Source organism: Aliiroseovarius sediminis, assembly GCF_022678485.1.
GTDB classification, from domain to species: Bacteria; Pseudomonadota; Alphaproteobacteria; order Rhodobacterales; family Rhodobacteraceae; genus Aliiroseovarius; species Aliiroseovarius sediminis.
The window spans coordinates 93,227-112,386 of sequence record NZ_JALBYP010000038.1 but is presented as its reverse complement, the minus strand read 5'-3'; the positions used below and the strand labels follow the sequence as shown (position 1 = coordinate 112,386).

The window sequence follows — 19,160 nt, the reverse complement described above, 5'->3', positions numbered from 1 at the left end:
GCGTTACACCCGCCCATGTTCAGACCCAATCGCCTGAACCTGACACCAACCTGTCACGCGGCGCAAAAAAGGGCAATGTATGCGGTTCCTTCTGATCGAGGACAATCCCAAGCTGGCTGGCGTGGTGGTCGAGCGTCTGCAGTTGGACGGCCACGCGGTTGACCATGCGGGAACCCTTGCCGAAGCCGGTGACTTGACTGCCGTGGCGAATTACGACCTGATTTTGCTTGATATTATGTTGCCCGATGGCGATGGCCGCGATTTTCTGGAACGCCAGCGGCAGGCTGAGAAGCGCACGCCGGTTATCGTCATTACCGCCCGGTCTGCGGTATCTGACCGGGTGGGTCTGCTTGACCTGGGTGCGGACGATTATATCGTCAAGCCCTTCGATTTTTCCGAGCTTGAAGCCCGCGTGCGCGCCGTTCTCAGGCGGCAAGGCGGGGCGGCAGACAACGCAACCACCTTTGCCGGCACCACACTTGACGCCACCAAAGGCGAGCTGCGCTTCGATAATCAGACCGTAGCCCTTCGCAACCGCGAACTGCGCCTGCTGGAAGTTTTCTTCGCCGCACCGGGTCAGGTTTTCTCAAAAGCCCACCTGATCGACCGGCTGTTTTCCATGTCCGATGAAGTATCCGACAACGCAATCGAGGTCTATGTCGGGCGCCTTCGCAAACGGCTTGAAGGAGCAGGTGCAAAGATCGAAACCGTACGCGGTCTGGGCTATCGGATGGTTGCATGGTGACGCCGCTTGGATCAATCCGCAAACGGCTTTTCATCCAGTTGGCCTTGGTCGCAGCCCTTCTGTCGATGGCCTTCTTCCTGGCCGTGCGCGGTGTAGCCGAACGCGCGGCCGAAGGAACGCAGGACGATATTCTATCCGCCTCGGCCACGGCCATCGCGGACAGCTTGCGCAGCGAAGATGGGGCGGTCACGCTTGATCTGCCATATTCGTCTTTGTCCATGCTTGGCTCGATCAACGAGGACCGGGTGTTTTATCGCGTGGTGACGGATGGGCAGACGCTGACCGGCTATCCCGATCTGCCGCAACCAGACCAGCCGCCGCGCCTTGGCACACCCAGTTTGCAAACGCTTGTCTATCGTGGCGATGAAATCCGCGCGGCCTCAGTCACGCGACCGGTTAGCACGGGTATAGGGGCAACAACGGTCGTTGTAACCGTTGCACAGACCCGTCAGGCGCTGGCGGCGACGTCGCGCCAAATCACGGCGACAGCAACAAGCGTCGGGGTGGGCTTCTTCTTGCTGGCGACGGCGCTTAGCCTGTGGGCCGCGGGATCGGCGCTGGCACCCATTACGCGGATCACCGGGTCGGTCATGCGCCGCGGGCCAACCGATTTGCGCCCCTTCGAAACCAGCGCCCCCGACGAACTGGTGCCCCTGATCACCGCGCTCAATTCCTTCATGGCGCGGCTGCGCGCTTCGTTGTCGCGGACCGAGGATTTCATAACCGAAGCCGCCCACCGTGTCCGCACACCGCTTGCCACTGTGCGCGCGCAGGCCGAGATCACGCATCGCAAGCTGAACAAACCCGAACACAAGCACGCCATCCGCGAGATGATCCGCGCCATCGACGAAAGCTCGCGTTCGGCCGGGCAGATGCTGGATCACGCGATGGTCACGTTTCGCGCCGACAGTCTGGCACAAGATGCGCTGGACCTGCGCAGCTTGATGGACGAAACTTGTGACCGGCTTGGCCCGACGGCTGACTTGAAAGATATCGTGATCCGACGCGACACTGGGGACAAGCCGATCCCGTTCACGGGCGACGGTATTTTGCTGCAAGCCGCGCTTCAGAATATTCTGGACAACGCGATCAAGTATTCTCCGGATGACAGCGACATCATCGCCCGCGTTGGTCTGGATGACAAAATCACACTGTCGATTACGGATCAGGGGCGCGGGTTCGGTGAAACGGACTTGTCGGCATTGACCACGCGTTACACCCGTGGTGCAAATGTCAGCGATATCGTCGGGTCGGGTCTTGGCCTGACAATCGCTGACGAAGTGGCGAAAGCGCATGGCGGACGCCTGGAAATTTCACCGAATAAGAAAGGGAAAGGCGCATGTGTTTCGCTGATATTTCCGCGCGGGTAATGGTCGCGCTGGTGGCGTTAACCCTGATGACATCCAGCGCGCTGGGGTTCGAGGTCGAAAGCCGCAAGCTTTATCAGGCCAAATCAGAACGGTCTCGGCTCAAGGTCATCTCGACCGCTGATCTTAACGTATTTGACCCCATTATACGCGCCTTTCAGGATGCCCACTCCGGTATCACCGTGGATTACACTGTCACCGGAACAACCGACCTGATGGGTGCGCTTTATGACGAGGGGGCAGTGTTCGATCTTGCCATATCATCGGCCATGGACTTGCAGACCAAACTGGCCAATGACGGGTTTGCGCAGGACCACGCCCCCCAGATCGCAACGACCCTGCCTGCGTGGGCCACTTGGCGCGACCAGCTTTTCGCGTTCACGCAGGAGCCAGCAATTCTGGTCGTATCGGACGAATTTTTTGCCGAAGGCACCGCGCCGCAAAACCGGGACGAACTGATCGCGGTTTTGCGCGACAATCCCGATCGGTTTCAGGGCAAGATCGGCACCTATGACGTACGGCGGTCCGGGTTTGGCTATTTAATGGCGACACAGGACAGCCGGAACTCCGACGCATTTTGGCGGTTGATGGAAGTGATGGGCCGACTGGATGCCAAGCTATATTGCTGTTCTGGCGACATGATTCGCGATGTGGCATCAGGCAAGCTTGCTTTGGCTTATAATGTGCTTGGCAGCTATGCGGCGGCACAGTTGAAACATACCAATGGCTTTCAGATCATCGAGATGAGTGATTACGTAAACGTCATGTCGCGCACCGCCTTAATCCCGCGCACTGCTGAAAACGTGGACGATGCGCGCATGATGCTGGATTTCCTGCTGGACCTGAAAGCCCGCAAGGACTTGGTGGCGGCATCGGGGCTGCCCGCTGTTGACGCAGCGGCTTTGCGCACGAATCCGTCTCTCAGGCCCGTTCGCTATGGGCCGGCGTTACTGGTGTTTCTGGACAATCTGAAACGGCAAAGCTTCCTGCGAAACTGGGAAAACTCTCTCTTGCAAAACTGAAAAAGGGCAGAGGTTTCCCCCTGCCCTTTCATAATCCGATCGGCACGGATCAGTCGATCACACGCACAGCCCCCTTGGCCGCCGACGATGCCAACATCGCATATGCTTTCAATGCCTTCGACACCTTGCGTTTGCGCGGCGCGGCAGGGTGCCAGCCTTTTTCGTCCTGCGCGGCACGGCGAGCCGCCAGTTCATCGTCAGGCACCGCCAGATTGATCGTGCGATTGGGGATGTCGATCTCGATCTTGTCGCCTTGTTGCACCAGACCGATCGCGCCGCCTTCCGCAGCTTCCGGCGATACATGACCAATCGACAAGCCCGAGGTACCGCCCGAGAAACGCCCGTCCGTCAACAGCGCGCAGGCTTTGCCCAGGCCTTTCGATTTCAGATAGCTGGTCGGATACAGCATTTCTTGCATCCCAGGTCCACCACGCGGTCCTTCGTAACGTATAACGACCACGTCGCCTTCGTTCACTTTGCCGGTCAGAATATCGCTAACCGCCGCGTCCTGGCTTTCGCAGATATGAGCGGTGCCGGTGAATTTAAGGATGCTTTCATCAACCCCCGCCGTTTTCACGATACATCCGTCCAGCGCAATATTGCCAAACAGAACAGCCAGCCCGCCATCTTCGCTGAACGCGTGTTCCTTGGACCGGATCACGCCGCCTTCGCGGTCGGTGTCCAATTCCTTGTATCGGTTCGACTGGCTGAACGCCTGCGTCGTGCGAACGCCACCGGGTGCGGCTTTGAACAGGTTTTCAGCTTCGGAGTTATCCGAAACCGTGATGTCCCATTTCGCAATCGCCTCGGCTATTGTGGCCGAATGCACGGTCGAACAATCGCCATGCAGAAGCCTCGCGCGATGCAGTTCACCGAGGATCGAGAAGATACCACCGGCGCGGTGAATGTCCTCCATATGCACATTGACGGTGTTAGGTGCGACCTTGCACAGACACGGCACTTTACGGCTAAGCGCGTCCATATGTGTCATGTTGAAATCGACCTCGCCCTCGTGGGCGATGGCCAGCAGGTGCAGAACCGTGTTTGTCGAGCCACCCATCGCAATGTCGAGGGACATGGCATTTTCGAATGCATCAAAAGTCGCGATCTCGCGCGGCAGCAGGCCTTTTTCTTCTTTCACATAATGACGCTTGGTGATCTCGACGATCTTGCGGCCCGCCTCAAGGAACAACTGTTTGCGATCCGAGTGTGTCGCAAGGGTCGATCCGTTGCCCGGCAGCGCCAAGCCCAGCGCCTCGGCCAGACAGTTCATCGAGTTCGCGGTGAACATGCCCGAACACGACCCGCAAGTCGGGCAGGCGTTTTCTTCGATATGCTGCACCTGTTCGTCGGTCAGGTCTTCGCTGGCGGCGGCGACCATCGCATCCACAAGGTCGATCTTGTCCATGTCCAGATCGGCAATGTCGATCTTGCCGGCCTCCATCGGGCCGCCGGACACAAAGATCACCGGGATGTTCAGCCGCATCGCAGCCATCAGCATCCCCGGCGTGATCTTGTCGCAGTTCGAAATGCAGACCATCGCATCAGCGCAATGCGCATTGACCATGTATTCCACGCTGTCGGCAATGACCTCGCGCGACGGCAGCGAATACAGCATCCCGTCATGGCCCATCGCAATCCCGTCATCCACGGCGATGGTGTTGAATTCCTTGGCAACACCGCCTGCGGCCTCGACCTCGCGCGCGACCATCTGGCCCAAGTCTTTCAGGTGAACGTGGCCCGGCACGAATTGCGTGAAGCTGTTGACGATGGCGATGATCGGCTTGCCGAAATCATCATCAGTCATGCCGGTTGCGCGCCAAAGGCCGCGGGCACCGGCCATGTTGCGGCCATGGGTCGAGGTTCTGGATCTGTAAGCAGGCATACGGTCCCCACCTTGTCTGGAGTGTGTTTCCCCAGCGATTTATCACTCTGCGTGCCATGAGGCCAGAGCAGATTAAGGCCGCACGATCACGCTTGGCGTTACCACATCACCACGCTAGAAGCGATCACAACACCATCCTGAAAGGCACAGTCGCATGGCGCAACGCAAAGTTTTGGTTACCGGGTCCGCCGGTTTTATCGGCTATCACCTGTCCAAACTACTGCTAGCCGAAGGTTTTCGGGTCCACGGTTATGACGGAATGACCGATTACTATGATATCACCCTGAAACAGCGCCGCCACCAGATGCTTTTGCAGAATGCCGACTTCACGATGACCGAAGGGATGCTGGAAGATCAGGTGCTGCTGGACAAGGTGGCAGACGAGTTTGCGCCCGACGTGATCGTGCACCTCGCCGCGCAAGCGGGCGTGCGCTACAGCCTTGAGAACCCCCGCGCCTATCTGGACAGCAACGTGATCGGCACCTTCAACGTGATGGAGGCCGCGCGGCGTCATAAGGTCGACCACCTTCTGATGGCCTCCACCAGTTCGGTGTACGGCGCGAATACCGATATGCCGTTCAAAGAAACTGAAAAGGCAGACACGCAACTGACGATCTATGCCGCCACCAAGAAGGCCAATGAAAGCATGGCGCACAGCTATGCCCATCTTTGGGACCTGCCCACGACGATGTTTCGCTTCTTCACCGTCTATGGCCCGTGGGGCCGCCCTGACATGGCGCTGTTCAAGTTCACCAAAGGGATCATCGAAGGCACGCCCATCGACATATACAACAACGGCGAGATGTTCCGCGACTTCACCTATGTCGAGGACCTCGTCCGCGGCATCCGCCTGTTGATCGACGCCGCCCCCGTGCGCCCCGACAGCCCGGACGAGATTGAAGACGGCGACAGCCTGTCCCCCGCCGCCCCCTACCGCGTGGTGAATGTCGGCAACTCTGACAAGGTGCGATTGCTGGATTTCGTCGATGCGATCGAAGACGCCATCGGCAAGAAAGCCCAGCGCAATTACATGGAAATGCAGATGGGCGACGTGCCCGCCACTTGGGCAGATGCAACGCTGTTGCAACGGCTGACCGGCTATCGCCCGGCAACGGATTTCCGCGACGGCGTGAACAGCTTCGTCGCTTGGTATCTGGACTACTACAAAGCCTGAACCACCGAAAATTCGGAAGATGAGCAGGGAAACTGACGTTTTCCTGTCTTTCGGTGTGATTTTGGACTTTCCTTTAACGGAGATTTAAGCAAGATAACTCGCGCAAAGGTTGTGTTTGCGAAACAGCGGAAGCGTTTTGGAATGAAAGACTTTCCCGATCTTGGGGTTATTGCGGTTATCGGGCTGGGCTATGTCGGACTGCCACTTGCAGTTGAATTCGGCAAGCGTCGGCCCGTGATCGGTTTCGACATCGACCCCGTTCGCGTCGACGAACTGCTCTTGGGCGTTGATCGCACGGGCGAAGTGACATCGGACGACCTGCGCACTGCCCGTCATCTGAGTTTCAGTGCCCAACCCGACGCTCTGGCCGATGCCAACATCTTCGTCGTGACCGTGCCCACCCCCATCGACGCCCACAACCGGCCCGACCTGACCCCCCTGCGGCGGGCCAGCGAAACCGTGGCGCGGGCGCTGTCGGCAGGCGACACCGTCATCTATGAAAGCACGGTCTATCCGGGTGCTACGGAAGAGGTCTGCGTTCCAATCCTCGAAGCCACCTCTGGCCTGACTTTCAACCGCGATTTCTTCGTGGGCTACAGTCCGGAACGGATCAACCCCGGCGACCGCGACCACCGTCTGCCGACGATTGTGAAAGTCACCTCTGGCTCGACCCCCGAAGCCGCCGACCGCATCGACGCGCTTTATGCCCAGATCATCACGGCGGGGACCTACAAGGCCGAAAGCATCCGCGTGGCCGAAGCCGCCAAGGTGATCGAAAACACCCAGCGCGACCTGAACATCAGTTTGGTGAACGAGCTTGCGATCATCTTCAACCGGCTGGGCATCGACACCGGCGCGGTGCTGAAGGCGGCAGGCACAAAATGGAATTTCCTGCCCTTCCAGCCGGGTCTGGTCGGCGGTCACTGCATCGGCGTCGACCCCTATTACCTGACCCACAAGGCAGAGGAAATTGGCTATCACCCGCAGGTGATCCTGTCGGGCCGCCGGATCAATGACGGCATGGGTGCCTATGTCGCCGGGCAGATGATCAAGTCGATGATGCGCAAGGGGATCAATGTCGCAAAGTCGCGCGTGCTGATCCTTGGGCTGACGTTCAAGGAAAACTGCCCCGATCTGCGCAACACACGCGTCGTCGATATTCTGGAAGAGTTGCGCGACTACGGCGTGGTCGTGGACATCCACGACCCCTATGCCGACGCCGCCACGGCGCGCACCGAATACGGGATAGACCTGACCAACACGCCCGAAGCGCACCGCTATGACGGCGTGATGCTGGCGGTGCCGCACCGCGCCTATCTGGATCGCCCGGCGGGGTGGATCAACGGCTATGTCAAGAACCTGTCGGTGATCTATGACATCAAATCCGCGCTGCCGCGGGAAATGGCGGATCTGCGGCTGTGATGATGCGAACCCTTGGCAAGCTCTGGTCGCTTTTGACGCCACGCGAACGCAGCCGCGGCACGCTGGTGCTGGGCCTTGCGCTGGTTATGGCGGTGTTCGAGGTCGTGGGCGTCGCTTCGGTCTTTCCATTCTTTCTGGCGCTGTCAGACCCCAGCCTTGTTCAGACGAACAGTTATCTGGCTGCCGCCTACAACTGGGGCGGCTTCACCGATCACCACCGCTTCCTTCTGGCGCTTGCGCTGATCACATTCGCCTTCCTTGTCAGCGGCGCGCTGATCCGCAGCGCGGGTGAATACGCGATGACACGGTTTGTCCAGATGCGCCGCCACAGCCTTGGCACGCGCCTGATCGAACGTTACCTCCGCCAACCTTATGCGTTCTTTCTGGGTCGCCATACCGGCGAGATGGCAAAGAACATCCTGTCCGAGGTCGAGCAAGTCACGATGTTCGCGCTGGCCCCGGTATTGCGGCTGACCACATCCCTTGTGACGCTTCTGGCGATGCTGGGCTTTCTGATCGTCTTGGGCCCAATCATCGCTTTTTCTGCAATGGTCGTTCTGGGCGCGGCCTATTCCACCATTTTCCTAACGATCCGCCGCCTTGTCACCCGCAACAGCGCCCGCCGCGTCGCTGCGGATGAAGCGCGCTATACCATCGCGCGTGAAGCACTGGGCGGCATCAAGGACATCCGCATTTTGGGCAAAGAAGACGCCTATATCCGCCACTTCCGCGCGCCTTCGATCGAGGTTTCGCGGATGCAGGCCGCCAACCTCGTGCTGGGTCAGGTGCCAAAATACCTGGTCGAGGCGATTGGCTTTGGCGGCATGTTGCTTCTGTGTGTGGCGCTTTTGGCGACGCTTGGTCCCAGCGCCAGCGCCGCCGCAATCCTGCCGAAACTGGGCGTCTATGCCTTCGCGGGCTACCGGATGTTGCCATCCGTGCAGGGCATTTACCGCGCAATGGTCGAGCTTCGATTCGGCGCGGGCGCGGTGGATGTTCTGTTCAACGACATGCAAGCCTTGCCGGACATTCACCCCGACACGCGGGCCGCGCCGCCAATGCGCCTGACCTCGGCGCTTGAAGTGCAGGGCGTCAGCTATTCCTATCCCGACGCCACGCGCAGTCTAAGTGATCTGTCCCTGACCATCCCAGCGGGTGCGTCCGTTGGGATCGTCGGCGGCACCGGGGCGGGCAAAACGACGTTGATCGACTTGCTGCTGGGCCTTCTGACCCCGCAATCCGGGCGGATTAGTGTCGATGGAACGCCGATCACCGCGAAAAATGTTAAAGGCTGGCAAGCCTCGATCGGCTATGTGCCGCAATCGATCTTCCTAGCTGACACCAGCATCGCCGAGAACATCGCCCTTGGCACGCCACGCGCCCAGATCGACATGGAACGCATCGCCGAATGCGCCCGGATGGCCCAACTGGACCAGTTCGTGCAAACACAGCTGCCGGATGGCTATGACACCACCATTGGCGAAAGCGGTGTGCGGCTGTCTGGCGGACAACGACAGCGCATCGGCATCGCCCGCGCCCTTTATCACGACCCCGACATTCTGGTATTTGACGAGGCGACAAGCGCGCTGGACACTCGGACCGAACGCGAGGTGATGCAGGCAATTGCTGCGCTTCACGGGCAGAAAACCATCGTGATGATCGCCCACCGTATCTCGACCGTTGAAGGCTGCGATCAGATCGTGGTGTTGGACCATGGCTGCATCGTGGCCAGCGGAACCTATGCCGAACTGATTGCACAGCATGACGGGTTTCGCGCACTGGCGGGGGTGGCGGCATGAAGCATATGACCATCACCCAGCCCGACACCGCAACTGCGCCGAAACTGGCATTCGTCCTGCCCGACCTTCGGGGCGGCGGGGCAGAGCGTGTCATGCTGACCCTCGCGACCGAGCTTGCGCAGTTCGGATATGCCCCACATCTGATTCTGGCACGGGCGAATGGCGCGTTGATAGCCGACGCCCGGCGCGCAGGCCTTTCCATCACCGACCTGAACGCCGACCGTCTGCGGGGGGTCGCTGCCCCGTTGCGACATTGGCTGCGCGAAAACCAACCCGCAGCCCTGATCCCTGCGATGTGGCCCCTGACCAGCATCGCGGTCTGGGCGGCGCGCGGGACCGGCGTTCCGGTCATCACCACCGATCACGCGACGCTGTCGGATCAATACGCGGGCAAAGGCGCGCTGCACCGGCTTGCGCTGCGGGCCAGCATCCGCGCGACCTATCCTTTCGCGCGGGCCAATGTCTCGGTCTCGGCCGGGTCCGCCCGCGATCTGGAGCGGTTGGGAGGACTGCCCGCTCAAAGGGTCAAGGTCATCCACAACCCGGTCGCCGCCCCCGACGCCAATACGGGTCGCGCCGACTGGCCCACACAGGCGCAGCACCGGATATTGGCCGTCGGCTCGCTGCGTTGGCAAAAGGACTTCCCGACACTTCTGCGCGCCTTCCGCCAGCTTCTGGATCAGGGTTGCGACAGCGAGCTTGTGATCCTTGGCGATGGCCCCGACCGCGCGGTATTGTCGGCGTTGATCCAGTCGCTGAACCTGACCGGGCGAGTAACGATGCCGGGATACACGCCGCATACCGGGGCATATTACGCGTCTGCCGATCTGTTCGTGCTAAGCTCGCGCAGCGAAGGCTTCGCGAATGTGATCGTCGAGGCCTTGTCACACGGCTTGCCCATTGTCGCCACCGACTGCCCGCATGGACCTGCCGAAATTCTGGGCAACCGCGACATCGGAACCTTGGTGCCCGTCGGTGATGCCGCCGCGCTGGCCAACGCCATGGGTACCAACTTGCACGCACCGCATAACCCCGACGCCGCCTGTAAGCGCGCATCAGATTTCAGGCCGGGTGTCGCCGCGGTCCGATTCCTCTCACTTCTTCCGCAACCACAGTTATCAAAGCCAATGAGGCAAACATGAGCGCCACCCGTTCGATTTTCGTCACCAATAACGGCCTGTCAGACCATATCGGCACCGCGCAGGTTCTGCCGTATCTTGAAGGGCTGGCCGCGCGCGGGCACCAGATTGCCTGCTTATCGGTCGAACATCCCGCCCGGCAAGACGACTTTGCCGCCAAGGTCGCGCCACGACTGGAACGCGCGGGGATCTTGCACAACCCGATCTGGCGCCGCACCCTGCCGCTGGCAGGCAAGTTGGAACGCTTCACCATGCCGGGGCTGATGCAAAGCCGACTGGAACGGCTGGTCGACACGTTTCAGCCTGACCTGATCCATTGCCGCAGCTATATGCCGTTGGGCGCCGTGCTTCCGGTCAGCCTGCGACACGGCCTGCCGTTTGTGTTCGACATGCGTGGCTTCTGGGTGGATGAACGCTGCGAGGCCGGGATCTGGCAAGGTCCGATGGGCCGCAGCATCGCCCGCCACTTCCGCAAGCTCGAAGCACGCGCCATCAGCGGGGCAAGCGCGATTGTTGCCCTGACCCATGACGCGAAAACCGTTGTCGCAACACGACGCCCATCAGCCGGGTCGGTGACAAGCGTCATTCCCTGCAGTGTCGATCAGACCCGGTTCCGGCCCGACAAGGCTCTGCGGACCAGCACGCGGCTGGCGCTGGGATATTCTGCCAAGGACGTGGTGCTGGTGCATCTTGGGTCAGCCGGGCCGCTTTACCAGATGGGCACGACCTATCGCCTGCTGGCCGCGCTTCAGGCGCAGGGGATGCGCGCGCGGCTTCTGTTGATCGGCGATCACGACGCGCATCAGCATGTTCTGGCTGCGCAGGGTTATGGCGTCACGCTGGACCCCGCGCACCTGACCTGCCGCAAGGTGCCGCATGATGACGTGCCCGCCTTTCTGAACGCGGCCGATATCGGCCTGTCGTTCCGGATCGCCAGCAAATCCAGTCTTGGCGTTTCAGCCACCAAAGTTGGCGAATACCTGTCCTGCGGGTTGCCGGTGATCAGCAACACCGGAATCGGTGACATCAACGAAATCCTGCCCGACCGCCGCTTCGGGCTGGTGCTGGCCCATCACGACACCCCCGCAATCGAGCACGCCGCACGCACCATCGCATCCGCGCCCTTCGCACCGCGCGCCATGATCCGCGCCCATGCCGCTGGCCGCTTCTCGCTTGACCGTGCCTGCGATCAATATGACGCGCTTTACCGGATGTTTCAGGTCGAAAGACAGGCCGCATGACCCGCTCTGTCCCGCGCATTCTGGCCGTTGACGTCTGTGGCACGCTGTATGATGCGAACACCACCGCGGGGCTGGTGATGTTTCATCACGCGCGCCTTGGGCACCGCTGGCGCCACGCCGCCTTGTCGACGATCTCGCGGCGTGGGGTGCTAAGGGCCAGTCTGGTCGCGCTTGCGAAGATCACGCGGTTTGACGCCCACCGGGCGCTTGTGATGGCCAGCCTGCGCGGCGAAAACCTGTCGTCGCTGCGTGCCTCGGCCAAGTGCTATGTCTCTGATCACCTGCCGGCGCGCGCGATCCCCGCCACCCACGCCCGCGTCGACCAGATGCGCGCTGCCGGCTGGCAACCGGTTTTGGTGTCCAACGCCCTGTCACCGGTGATCGCGGAAATCGCCCGCCAGATTGACCTGCCTTTCATCGCATCCGAACCCGCCCACCGCGCCGGACGGCTGACCGGACGACTGGCGCGCGATCTGACCGGGCAGAAACGAAAAGCGGTCGAGGCGTATCTGGATCGCCCCCTTGACGCGGTCGAGTTCGCTGTGATCACCGACAACCGCTCGGACCGTGATCTGGTGGCAGCGGCTAACCCCGCTGTGCTTGTCGCCGCTGGCCACCCCCGTAAATGGATGAGGGATTGGGATGCCGAAACCCTTTGTCACTAGGCCATCACAACTGATCTGGCTGTTGCCCTTCGGCTATGCCTTCGTGTCGCGCTACCACTGGCCGCGCGATTTCGTCGTCAATGCGCTAACCGCATGGGTGCCGGGGGTAATCCTTGTCGCGCTTCTGGGTGATCTGGGGGCAGGCGCGGCGCTCGTGAGCTATCTTCTTGGTTATGCCGCGTTCATCTGCGTCTATGAGGTCGGATATCTGGCCAATGACACGATCGGGCTGCGCCATGATCCCACACCACGGCGGCGTGTCGATGTGACCCCCTCGGCCGGGTTCATGCTGGCCTTTGTCGGGCTGCGTGGCGCGGTGCTTCTGGCTGCGGCGGTGGCCTTGGGCGTTGCCACATCCGTCGTTTTCTGGGCCACCATCGGGGCCCTTGTCGCCGCCCTCATCGCGCATAACACCCTGCGCGCGGTCGAGGTCAAGTTCTACACCTTCCTGCAACTCTCCCTGCTCAGGTTTTCGCTGCCAGTGCTGCCTGTATTGATCCTGAAGAATGACACGCCGGGCATCCTTACCGTCTTTGCCACCGGGCTTTTACTGTTCAGCCTGCCACGCTTTCTGACCTATCTGGACGCCAAGGGACGTCTTTCTCTGCCCGAACGCAAGGCGCGCGCCTATCACCTTAAGGCGCATATCGCTGTGCTGCCGCTGGTTGCACTGGTGTCCGTCATGACCGGCCAGCCTGCGCCCTTGGCGTGCCTTGCATGGGGGGTGTTGGTCCAGTGCACCTATGTTTTGCGCAGTGCAGGGTGGTGGCGCGCCGGGGATGTCGCGCGACCGTGATCTATGTCGGGATATTTCTGGCTCTGATCGCCCTTCGGTTGGCCCTTGCCCACCATGCCCGGCTGCGCGATCAGGTCTATCCCGTCGTGCTGGTCGCCTTACTCCTGTTCGTCGCCTTCCGCCTTGAGGTCGGATGCGACTGGAATGGATATTATCGCCACTTCCTGATGCAATTGGACCTTGGCCTTGCCGATGTCCTGAGCCAGCGCGAGCCGTTGTGGTGGGCGCTGGTGCAACTGGTCGGGCAGTTGGGGCTGGGATATCCGTGGCTGAACGTCGCGTCGGCGCTGATTTTCTTTGCAGGGGTGCATGTGCTGGCCCGCATACAGCCCGACCGGCTGGGCTTTTTGGTGCTGCTGTTTCCGGTGCTGATCCTGAACATGCCGATGTCGGGCATCCGGCAGGCAGCCGCCATCGGTGTGATCTGCATGGCATTCGCCGCCTTCAGCGCGGCGCGCACGGCGCGGTTCGCGGTCCTGACGCTGATCGCTGCCGGGTTCCATTCAAGCGCGGGCGTCTTCCTTTTGCTCGCACCGCTGGTGGGCCAGGGTTGGATCAAGGCGCGACTGCTGGCGGCTGTGGCGCTGGCAGTGCCCGGTCTGTTTCTTCTGGCGACCGGGGATGGCGCGCAGCTTGCCGTATCGCGCTACGTCAATACGGGCGTCGATGCGCATGGTGCGCTTTACCGCGCGGGGCTGTTGGCGCTGACGGCGGGCGTGTTCTTCGCCGCCCTTCGCCCCATATGGAACATCCGGTTTGGCACCGACTATCGCATTGTCGTTCTGGGCGGGCTGATGATGCTTGCCACCGTTCCACTGGTTGGTCTGTCCAGCGTGATCGGGGACCGCATCGGCTATTATCTTGTGCCGCTTCAGGCAGTCATGTTGGCACGCATCCCGTTTCTTGGGTTGGGGCTGCCCGGCGCCGTCCTGTCAGCCACCGCCTATGCGGTTTTGCTAGCAATGCTAGGCGTCTGGTCCGTTTTCTCGGGCCACTTCCATTACTGCTATCTGCCCTATGACAGTTGGCTGTTCGACCTTCCCGATATCTATCACTTCCCGAACTGAGGTCCGCCCATGCACATCGTCCTGACTGTCAACGCCGCTTGGAACGCAACGAATTTTCGTCGTCCAGTGATCAAGGCATTGCTGAACCAAGGTCACCATGTGACCGTCCTGGCCCCCCACGATCACGCAACAAATGCGCTTCGCGATCTGGGGTGTCAGGTGGTCGATCTGGAAATGGATGTCCAAGGCATGTCGCCGCACCAAAACGCAAAGCTGGCTGCCCGGTTCGCGCAGCATTTCGCGGCGCTCAAACCCGACGTGATCCTGAGCTATACAATCAAGAACAACATTTTTGGCGCAGTGGCGGCCAAACGACTGGGCATTCCGTTCATTCCGAACATCTCGGGCCTTGGAACGGGGTTTCTGTCTGGTGGCCCGTTACGGCTGGTGGTCGAAACTCTGTACCGTTTTGCTTTCCGTGGCCTGCCCGTCCTGTTTTTTCAAAATCCCGACGACCGCAATCTGTTTCTGAACCGCAAGCTGATTTCCCCCGATCAAGCACACCTTTTGCCGGGGTCGGGCGTCGATCTGCTCCGGTTCGCGCCCGCCACGATGTCAGCGGGTGCCGACACCGTGTTCTTGATGATCTCGCGCCTTTTACGCGACAAGGGCGTGATCGAATATGTCGACGCCGCGCGCCAGATCCGCACCACGCGCACGAACGTGCGGTTCCAGATTCTCGGCCCGGTCGATGCTGCGAACCGGTCAGCTTTGGGCGCAACCGAACTGGCACAATGGGCGCAGGAAGGCATCATCGAACATCTGGGCGAACACCCGGACGTACGTCCCTTTATTGCAGGGGCCGATTGCGTCGTTCTACCATCCTATCGCGAGGGCGCCCCCCGCACGTTGCTTGAAGCCGCAAGTATGGCCCGGCCTGTAATCGCCACTGATGTACCGGGGTGTCGCCATGTGGTTGAGGATGGCATCACGGGCCTGCTGTGCGCGCCGCGCAACACCGATAGCCTTCGCGATACGATCCAAGCGTTCACGGCGCTGCCCCCCAGCGCACGCGAGGCGATGGGCAGGGCCGGGCGGGGCAAGATGAAGCGCGAATACGATCAAGCCATAGTGGTCCGAGCTTACCTGGCTGCGATTGCCGAAGTGACGCAAACAGCGGTCATGTCTCAACCTGCCACACGGTTACATGCGTGATCGTTCTGTCCGCCCGCCGGGTAATTCCGCAACACTATCCGACCGGTGCCACCCAAATAAAAACAACCTATGGTTTTTTTATTTTTTACAATTGCACTTTTGGTATGTATTAATTGGTTGCTCTGACCCTGCGCAAAACCGCAGGCAGACACGCTTGGATCGTCGGAGGAAAAACATGTACCCCAGCGGATTGCGCGCACTTCTTTTTGGCTCATGCCTGATGGTTTCTGGCTGCGGCGTGACCTACCACAGCCCGACCGTGCAAAGCCAAGCCGCCGGGCTGGACGTGCGTGTGGTTCCGATCACCGCAAGCTCGGTCAAACAGGCTAATGGGGCACTATATCAACCACTGGACCTGCCGCTAGCCTTCCAGTCGGTGGCAAGCGGATCGAGCCTGCTGCACGGGCAGGCCGCACTGCCAAAGATGCCCGAAAGCCCCAAACAATCGCGCGACACGATCACCACGAACCTGCCTGCGGACAAACCAGCCCCACGATACCGGATCGGGGTCGGGGACGTGGTGATGCTGGTCACCAAAAGCGCGGCCAGCACAATAGAAGAGCTGGGCGGGCTGCTAAGCGCACAAACCCAGCGGCACGGGTTTACCGTCCGCGACAACGGCATGATCTCGATCCCAGATATCGGTCAGGTCGAGGTGGCGGGCAAAACGCTCGACGATGCGGAAGACGCCGTTTTTCAAGCCCTCGTCGCAAAGAAAATCGACCCCGCGTTCAGCCTTGAGATTACCGAGTTCAAATCCCAACACGTGGCCATTGGCGGCAAGGTCGCACGCGCGGGTGCCGTGCCCCTGACCCTGAAACCCTTGCGCCTTGGCGATGCACTGGCACAGGCGGGCGGCGTGACCGCGACCGACCGGAAAACGACCGCGATCCGGCTGTATCGCGATGGCACACTTTATCAAATGCCAGCCGCAGCGTTGCGATCAAATCCGTCCGCACGGAACCTGACACTGCTGCCGGGCGACGCGGTCTATGTCGATGAAGGATACAGTCTTGATCGGGCAATGGCGTTTTACGAAACACAGATTGCCGCCATTGGCCTGAAACGCGGCGCGCGGTTGCAGGCATTGACCGAATTAAAGGCCGAAATGATCCTTCAGCGCGATGTCCTTGACGAACAGCGTGCCAACTTCACCACCCGCCGCGATCTTGACGCCGAGCGGCGCGATTATGTCTATCTGGCCGGCGAGGTTAAACAGCAAGGCCGCATCGCGCTTCCCTATGGACGTCACGCCAACCTTGCAGACGTTCTGTATGACGAGGGCGGTTTTGACACGAAGACCGGCAATCCGGGGCAGATCTATGTGATACGCTCAGGTACGGACCCCGACAACATCAAGGTCACCGCTTGGCATCTGGACGCCACCAACGTCATCAACATGACATTGGCTACGCGGATGCAGATGCGCCCCAATGACATTGTCTTCATCGAAGAACAGCCGATCACCAAATGGTCGCGCGCCTTCGAACAGGCATTCCCCATCCTGATCAACAAGTCAGTGAACGGCGATAGCGGCGCGCTCTAGGCCTGTGCCGCGCCGTAATAACCACCGCCCTGCGCACCATTATCGGCATAGGTGTCGGCATATCCATAGCGCGCCATCTGGTCTGGTTTGACCTGCGACAGAACCGTGCCGCTGACCGGACAGTTCGCCAGATCAAACTGACGCAAGCCCGCGGCCACTTGCCGGCGCGTCGTCTTGTTCCACGCAACCACGAAAAGCACGGCATCCACATGGCGCGCGATCACCCTTGCATCGGGCACAACCAGAACCGGCGGGCTATCAATGACAATCATGTCATAACTTGCGCGCGCCGATTGCATCATCTGCTCGAACCGGCGCGAGGCAAAGACGTCTGCCGCACTGGATTGCGTGCCTTCACCCAGCAGCACATCCACGCCCAGCGCCGAAACATGCTGGACCGCATCGGCCAAGGTCTTTTGCCCCGCCAGTACAGACACTAACCCGCCTTCAGACGATACCCGGACATACTGCGCCAACGTACGGCGGCGTATGTCTCCCTCGACCAACAGCACTTGCTTTCCCAGCCCGGCAAGGTTTTGCGCCAACGCAACAGCTTGTGTGGTCTTGCCTTCACCCGGCATGGCCGAAGCGGTCAGGATCACCTGCGGCGGCTGATCGACATTCGCCATCAACAGCGATGTGCGCAGGTTGCGAATGGCCTCGACCGCAGCGGCGGTGGGGTGGTCCACCAGAAATGGCACCAGTTCGTTCCGCTTCGTGACCGGCAGGACAGGGATTTGTCCAAGGACCGGTTTGCCCGTCGCGCCCTCCAGCTCCTCGGCCGTACGAAAACCAGCGTGCAGAAATTGTTTCGACAGAACGTAAAGCGCCGCAATCATCGCGCCAATCAGCATGGTCGACACCATGATCAGGCCCTTGCGCGGCGATTGATAGGTGCCAGCGGACGCCTCTGACAGCACGCGTGCGTTCGCTTCTTGCAAACCGCCAAGCGCGCTGGCCTCTTTCAACCGCAACAGTAGCGTTTCATACAGAACCCGCGTTGCCTGCGCTTCACGTTCAAGTTGCTGCAATCGAGTCAGGTCTGCGGCTTGGGTGGCCACCGCGTCCTCCAACTCCGCAACGGATTGATCCAGGGCAACCTGTTGCGATGATAGCCGCTGGTGGGTTGCGGCGTACTGTGCCTCCACCCGGTCAAGATGCACGTCAATCTGTGTGGGGTCCGATTGCGCGGCCAAGCGGGCCAGTTGCTGATCTCCGATCATTGTCGCGATGCCGGCAACGTCACCTGCCAATCGCAATCGTGCAATCTCGGCCACATCCTGAGCAGCCAGATTTGCACGGTCTTGCACGTCTGCCAACCGTGCGCGCACCTCTTTCAACCGCGCGCCCATCAGCGCCAGTCCCTCGGCCGAGGTCAGCTGAGTGCGCGCCTGCAAACCTGCGATGGCCTGTTCCCGCGCGGCCAAATCCTGCTGCAATGCCCCAACGCGGCCCGACAGCCAGCCCGCAGCCTGTTCAGCGGCAGAAAACTTTGTGTTCATCTGGTCCTGAAGATAGATGTCCGCCAAGGCATTCGCCATTATTGCGGCCTTTTGACGGTCCTCCGATGTTACGGAGACAACGAAAATCCGAGTATTACGTTGCACCCGCGCAGTGATCGCATCTTGCACGTTGCGCAAGACCCGATGGGCCGTTTCGGGATCTGCAGGCCCCGGTGCATCAACCGGCCCTGACCACCAGCCAAACCCCGAGCGCAAGACGGGGTTGAACTCCGGATCATCTGTCAAATCCAGCTGGGCCACCAGTTGCGCCACCAGGCTTCGCGACCGGATGATATGTAGCTGAGTATTCATATCCGACAAGTCCGCCGACAAGCCCCGCCCCGATGTCGTGCGATCAAGCACCAGATCGCTGGGTGGTTGCAACACCAACAGGGTCGCCGCCGCATATTTCGGCTTCGCAACGCCGTAGCCATAGACAGCGCCCAGCAGCAAACCGATCAGACCGAAAAGTGCAATTGTTGCGCGGCCACGCCAAAGCGCACGCCCGATTTGCACAAGATCAAGATCTCGACCATTCGGTGTCGTATGGTTGTTTTGCCCGGCGCCGCCGTATGGATTAGAAAATCCTTGCCGAATATTCATTCGAAACCCTCGTTTAGCATAGGTTTGATCTG

15 protein-coding genes are annotated in these 19,160 nt (G+C 60.5%); 13 read left to right on the top strand and 2 right to left on the bottom strand.

The features are described from left to right. Nucleotides 1-79: 79 nt before the first annotated feature. From MN186_RS14680 to MN186_RS14670, 3 genes are read left to right on the top strand one after another with little or no spacing between them, the layout of a single operon-like run. Nucleotides 80-745, top strand: a complete 666-nt coding sequence (locus MN186_RS14680) for a response regulator transcription factor (protein ID WP_242115121.1) — start codon at nt 80-82, stop codon at nt 743-745. Further along, nucleotides 739-2,115 (top strand): sensor histidine kinase, encoded by a 1,377-nt coding sequence (locus MN186_RS14675; protein WP_242115120.1) that lies wholly within the window; start codon nt 739-741, stop codon nt 2,113-2,115. Before MN186_RS14680 ends, MN186_RS14675 begins: the two co-directional genes overlap by 7 nt. Further along, nucleotides 2,085-3,134, top strand: a complete 1,050-nt coding sequence (locus MN186_RS14670; RefSeq protein ID WP_242115119.1) for an ABC transporter substrate-binding protein — start codon at nt 2,085-2,087, stop codon at nt 3,132-3,134. Before MN186_RS14675 ends, MN186_RS14670 begins: the two co-directional genes overlap by 31 nt. A 49-nt stretch (nt 3,135-3,183) precedes the next feature. On the opposite strand, the gene ilvD is transcribed toward MN186_RS14670, so the two are convergent. Beyond that, a complete protein-coding gene (gene ilvD / locus MN186_RS14665; RefSeq protein ID WP_242115118.1) occupies nt 3,184-5,019 on the bottom strand; it encodes a dihydroxy-acid dehydratase in 1,836 nt (611 codons plus the stop codon). A gap of 154 nt (nt 5,020-5,173) precedes the next feature. On the opposite strand from ilvD, the gene MN186_RS14660 reads away from it, so the two are divergent. From MN186_RS14660 to MN186_RS14615, 10 genes are all read left to right on the top strand, one after another. Continuing rightward, a complete protein-coding gene (locus MN186_RS14660) occupies nt 5,174-6,193 on the top strand; it encodes an SDR family NAD(P)-dependent oxidoreductase (RefSeq protein ID WP_242115117.1) in 1,020 nt (339 codons plus the stop codon). A 141-nt stretch (nt 6,194-6,334) separates the two neighbouring features. Continuing rightward, nucleotides 6,335-7,615 carry a Vi polysaccharide biosynthesis UDP-N-acetylglucosamine C-6 dehydrogenase TviB gene (gene tviB, locus MN186_RS14655; RefSeq protein ID WP_242115116.1) on the top strand — a complete coding sequence of 427 codons (1,281 nt, stop codon included), beginning with the start codon at nt 6,335-6,337 and terminating at the stop codon, nt 7,613-7,615. After that, the gene (locus MN186_RS14650) at nt 7,615-9,414 is read left to right on the top strand and encodes an ABC transporter ATP-binding protein (RefSeq protein WP_242115115.1); all 1,800 of its coding nucleotides are present in this window, start codon (nt 7,615-7,617) and stop codon (nt 9,412-9,414) included. The genes tviB and MN186_RS14650 overlap by 1 nt, the downstream gene beginning before the upstream one ends. Then, a complete protein-coding gene (locus tag MN186_RS14645) occupies nt 9,411-10,556 on the top strand; it encodes a glycosyltransferase (RefSeq protein WP_242115114.1) in 1,146 nt (381 codons plus the stop codon). The genes MN186_RS14650 and MN186_RS14645 overlap by 4 nt, the downstream gene beginning before the upstream one ends. After that, nucleotides 10,553-11,794 carry a glycosyltransferase gene (locus MN186_RS14640; RefSeq protein ID WP_242115113.1) on the top strand — a complete coding sequence of 414 codons (1,242 nt, stop codon included), beginning with the start codon at nt 10,553-10,555 and terminating at the stop codon, nt 11,792-11,794. Before MN186_RS14645 ends, MN186_RS14640 begins: the two co-directional genes overlap by 4 nt. Then, a complete protein-coding gene (locus MN186_RS14635; protein WP_242115112.1) occupies nt 11,791-12,459 on the top strand; it encodes a haloacid dehalogenase-like hydrolase in 669 nt (222 codons plus the stop codon). The genes MN186_RS14640 and MN186_RS14635 overlap by 4 nt, the downstream gene beginning before the upstream one ends. Then, nucleotides 12,437-13,255: a hypothetical protein gene (locus MN186_RS14630; protein WP_242115111.1), complete on the top strand. Its 819-nt coding sequence runs from the start codon at nt 12,437-12,439 to the stop codon at nt 13,253-13,255. Before MN186_RS14635 ends, MN186_RS14630 begins: the two co-directional genes overlap by 23 nt. Then, entirely contained in the window at nt 13,225-14,322 is a 1,098-nt protein-coding gene (locus tag MN186_RS14625; RefSeq protein WP_242115110.1) for an EpsG family protein, read from the top strand. Before MN186_RS14630 ends, MN186_RS14625 begins: the two co-directional genes overlap by 31 nt. Nucleotides 14,323-14,331: 9 nt before the next feature. Next, nucleotides 14,332-15,477, top strand: a complete 1,146-nt coding sequence (locus MN186_RS14620) for a glycosyltransferase family 4 protein (RefSeq protein WP_242115109.1) — start codon at nt 14,332-14,334, stop codon at nt 15,475-15,477. A 238-nt stretch (nt 15,478-15,715) separates the two neighbouring features. Further along, entirely contained in the window at nt 15,716-17,023 is a 1,308-nt protein-coding gene (locus MN186_RS14615) for a polysaccharide biosynthesis/export family protein (RefSeq protein WP_242115108.1), read from the top strand. Here the strand turns inward: MN186_RS14615 and MN186_RS14610 are convergent. Further along, complete coding sequence (locus tag MN186_RS14610; RefSeq protein WP_242115107.1) at nt 17,020-19,128, bottom strand: polysaccharide biosynthesis tyrosine autokinase; 2,109 nt, start codon at nt 19,126-19,128, stop codon at nt 17,020-17,022. The genes MN186_RS14615 and MN186_RS14610 overlap by 4 nt on opposite strands. Between the last annotated feature and the right edge of the window lie 32 nt (nt 19,129-19,160).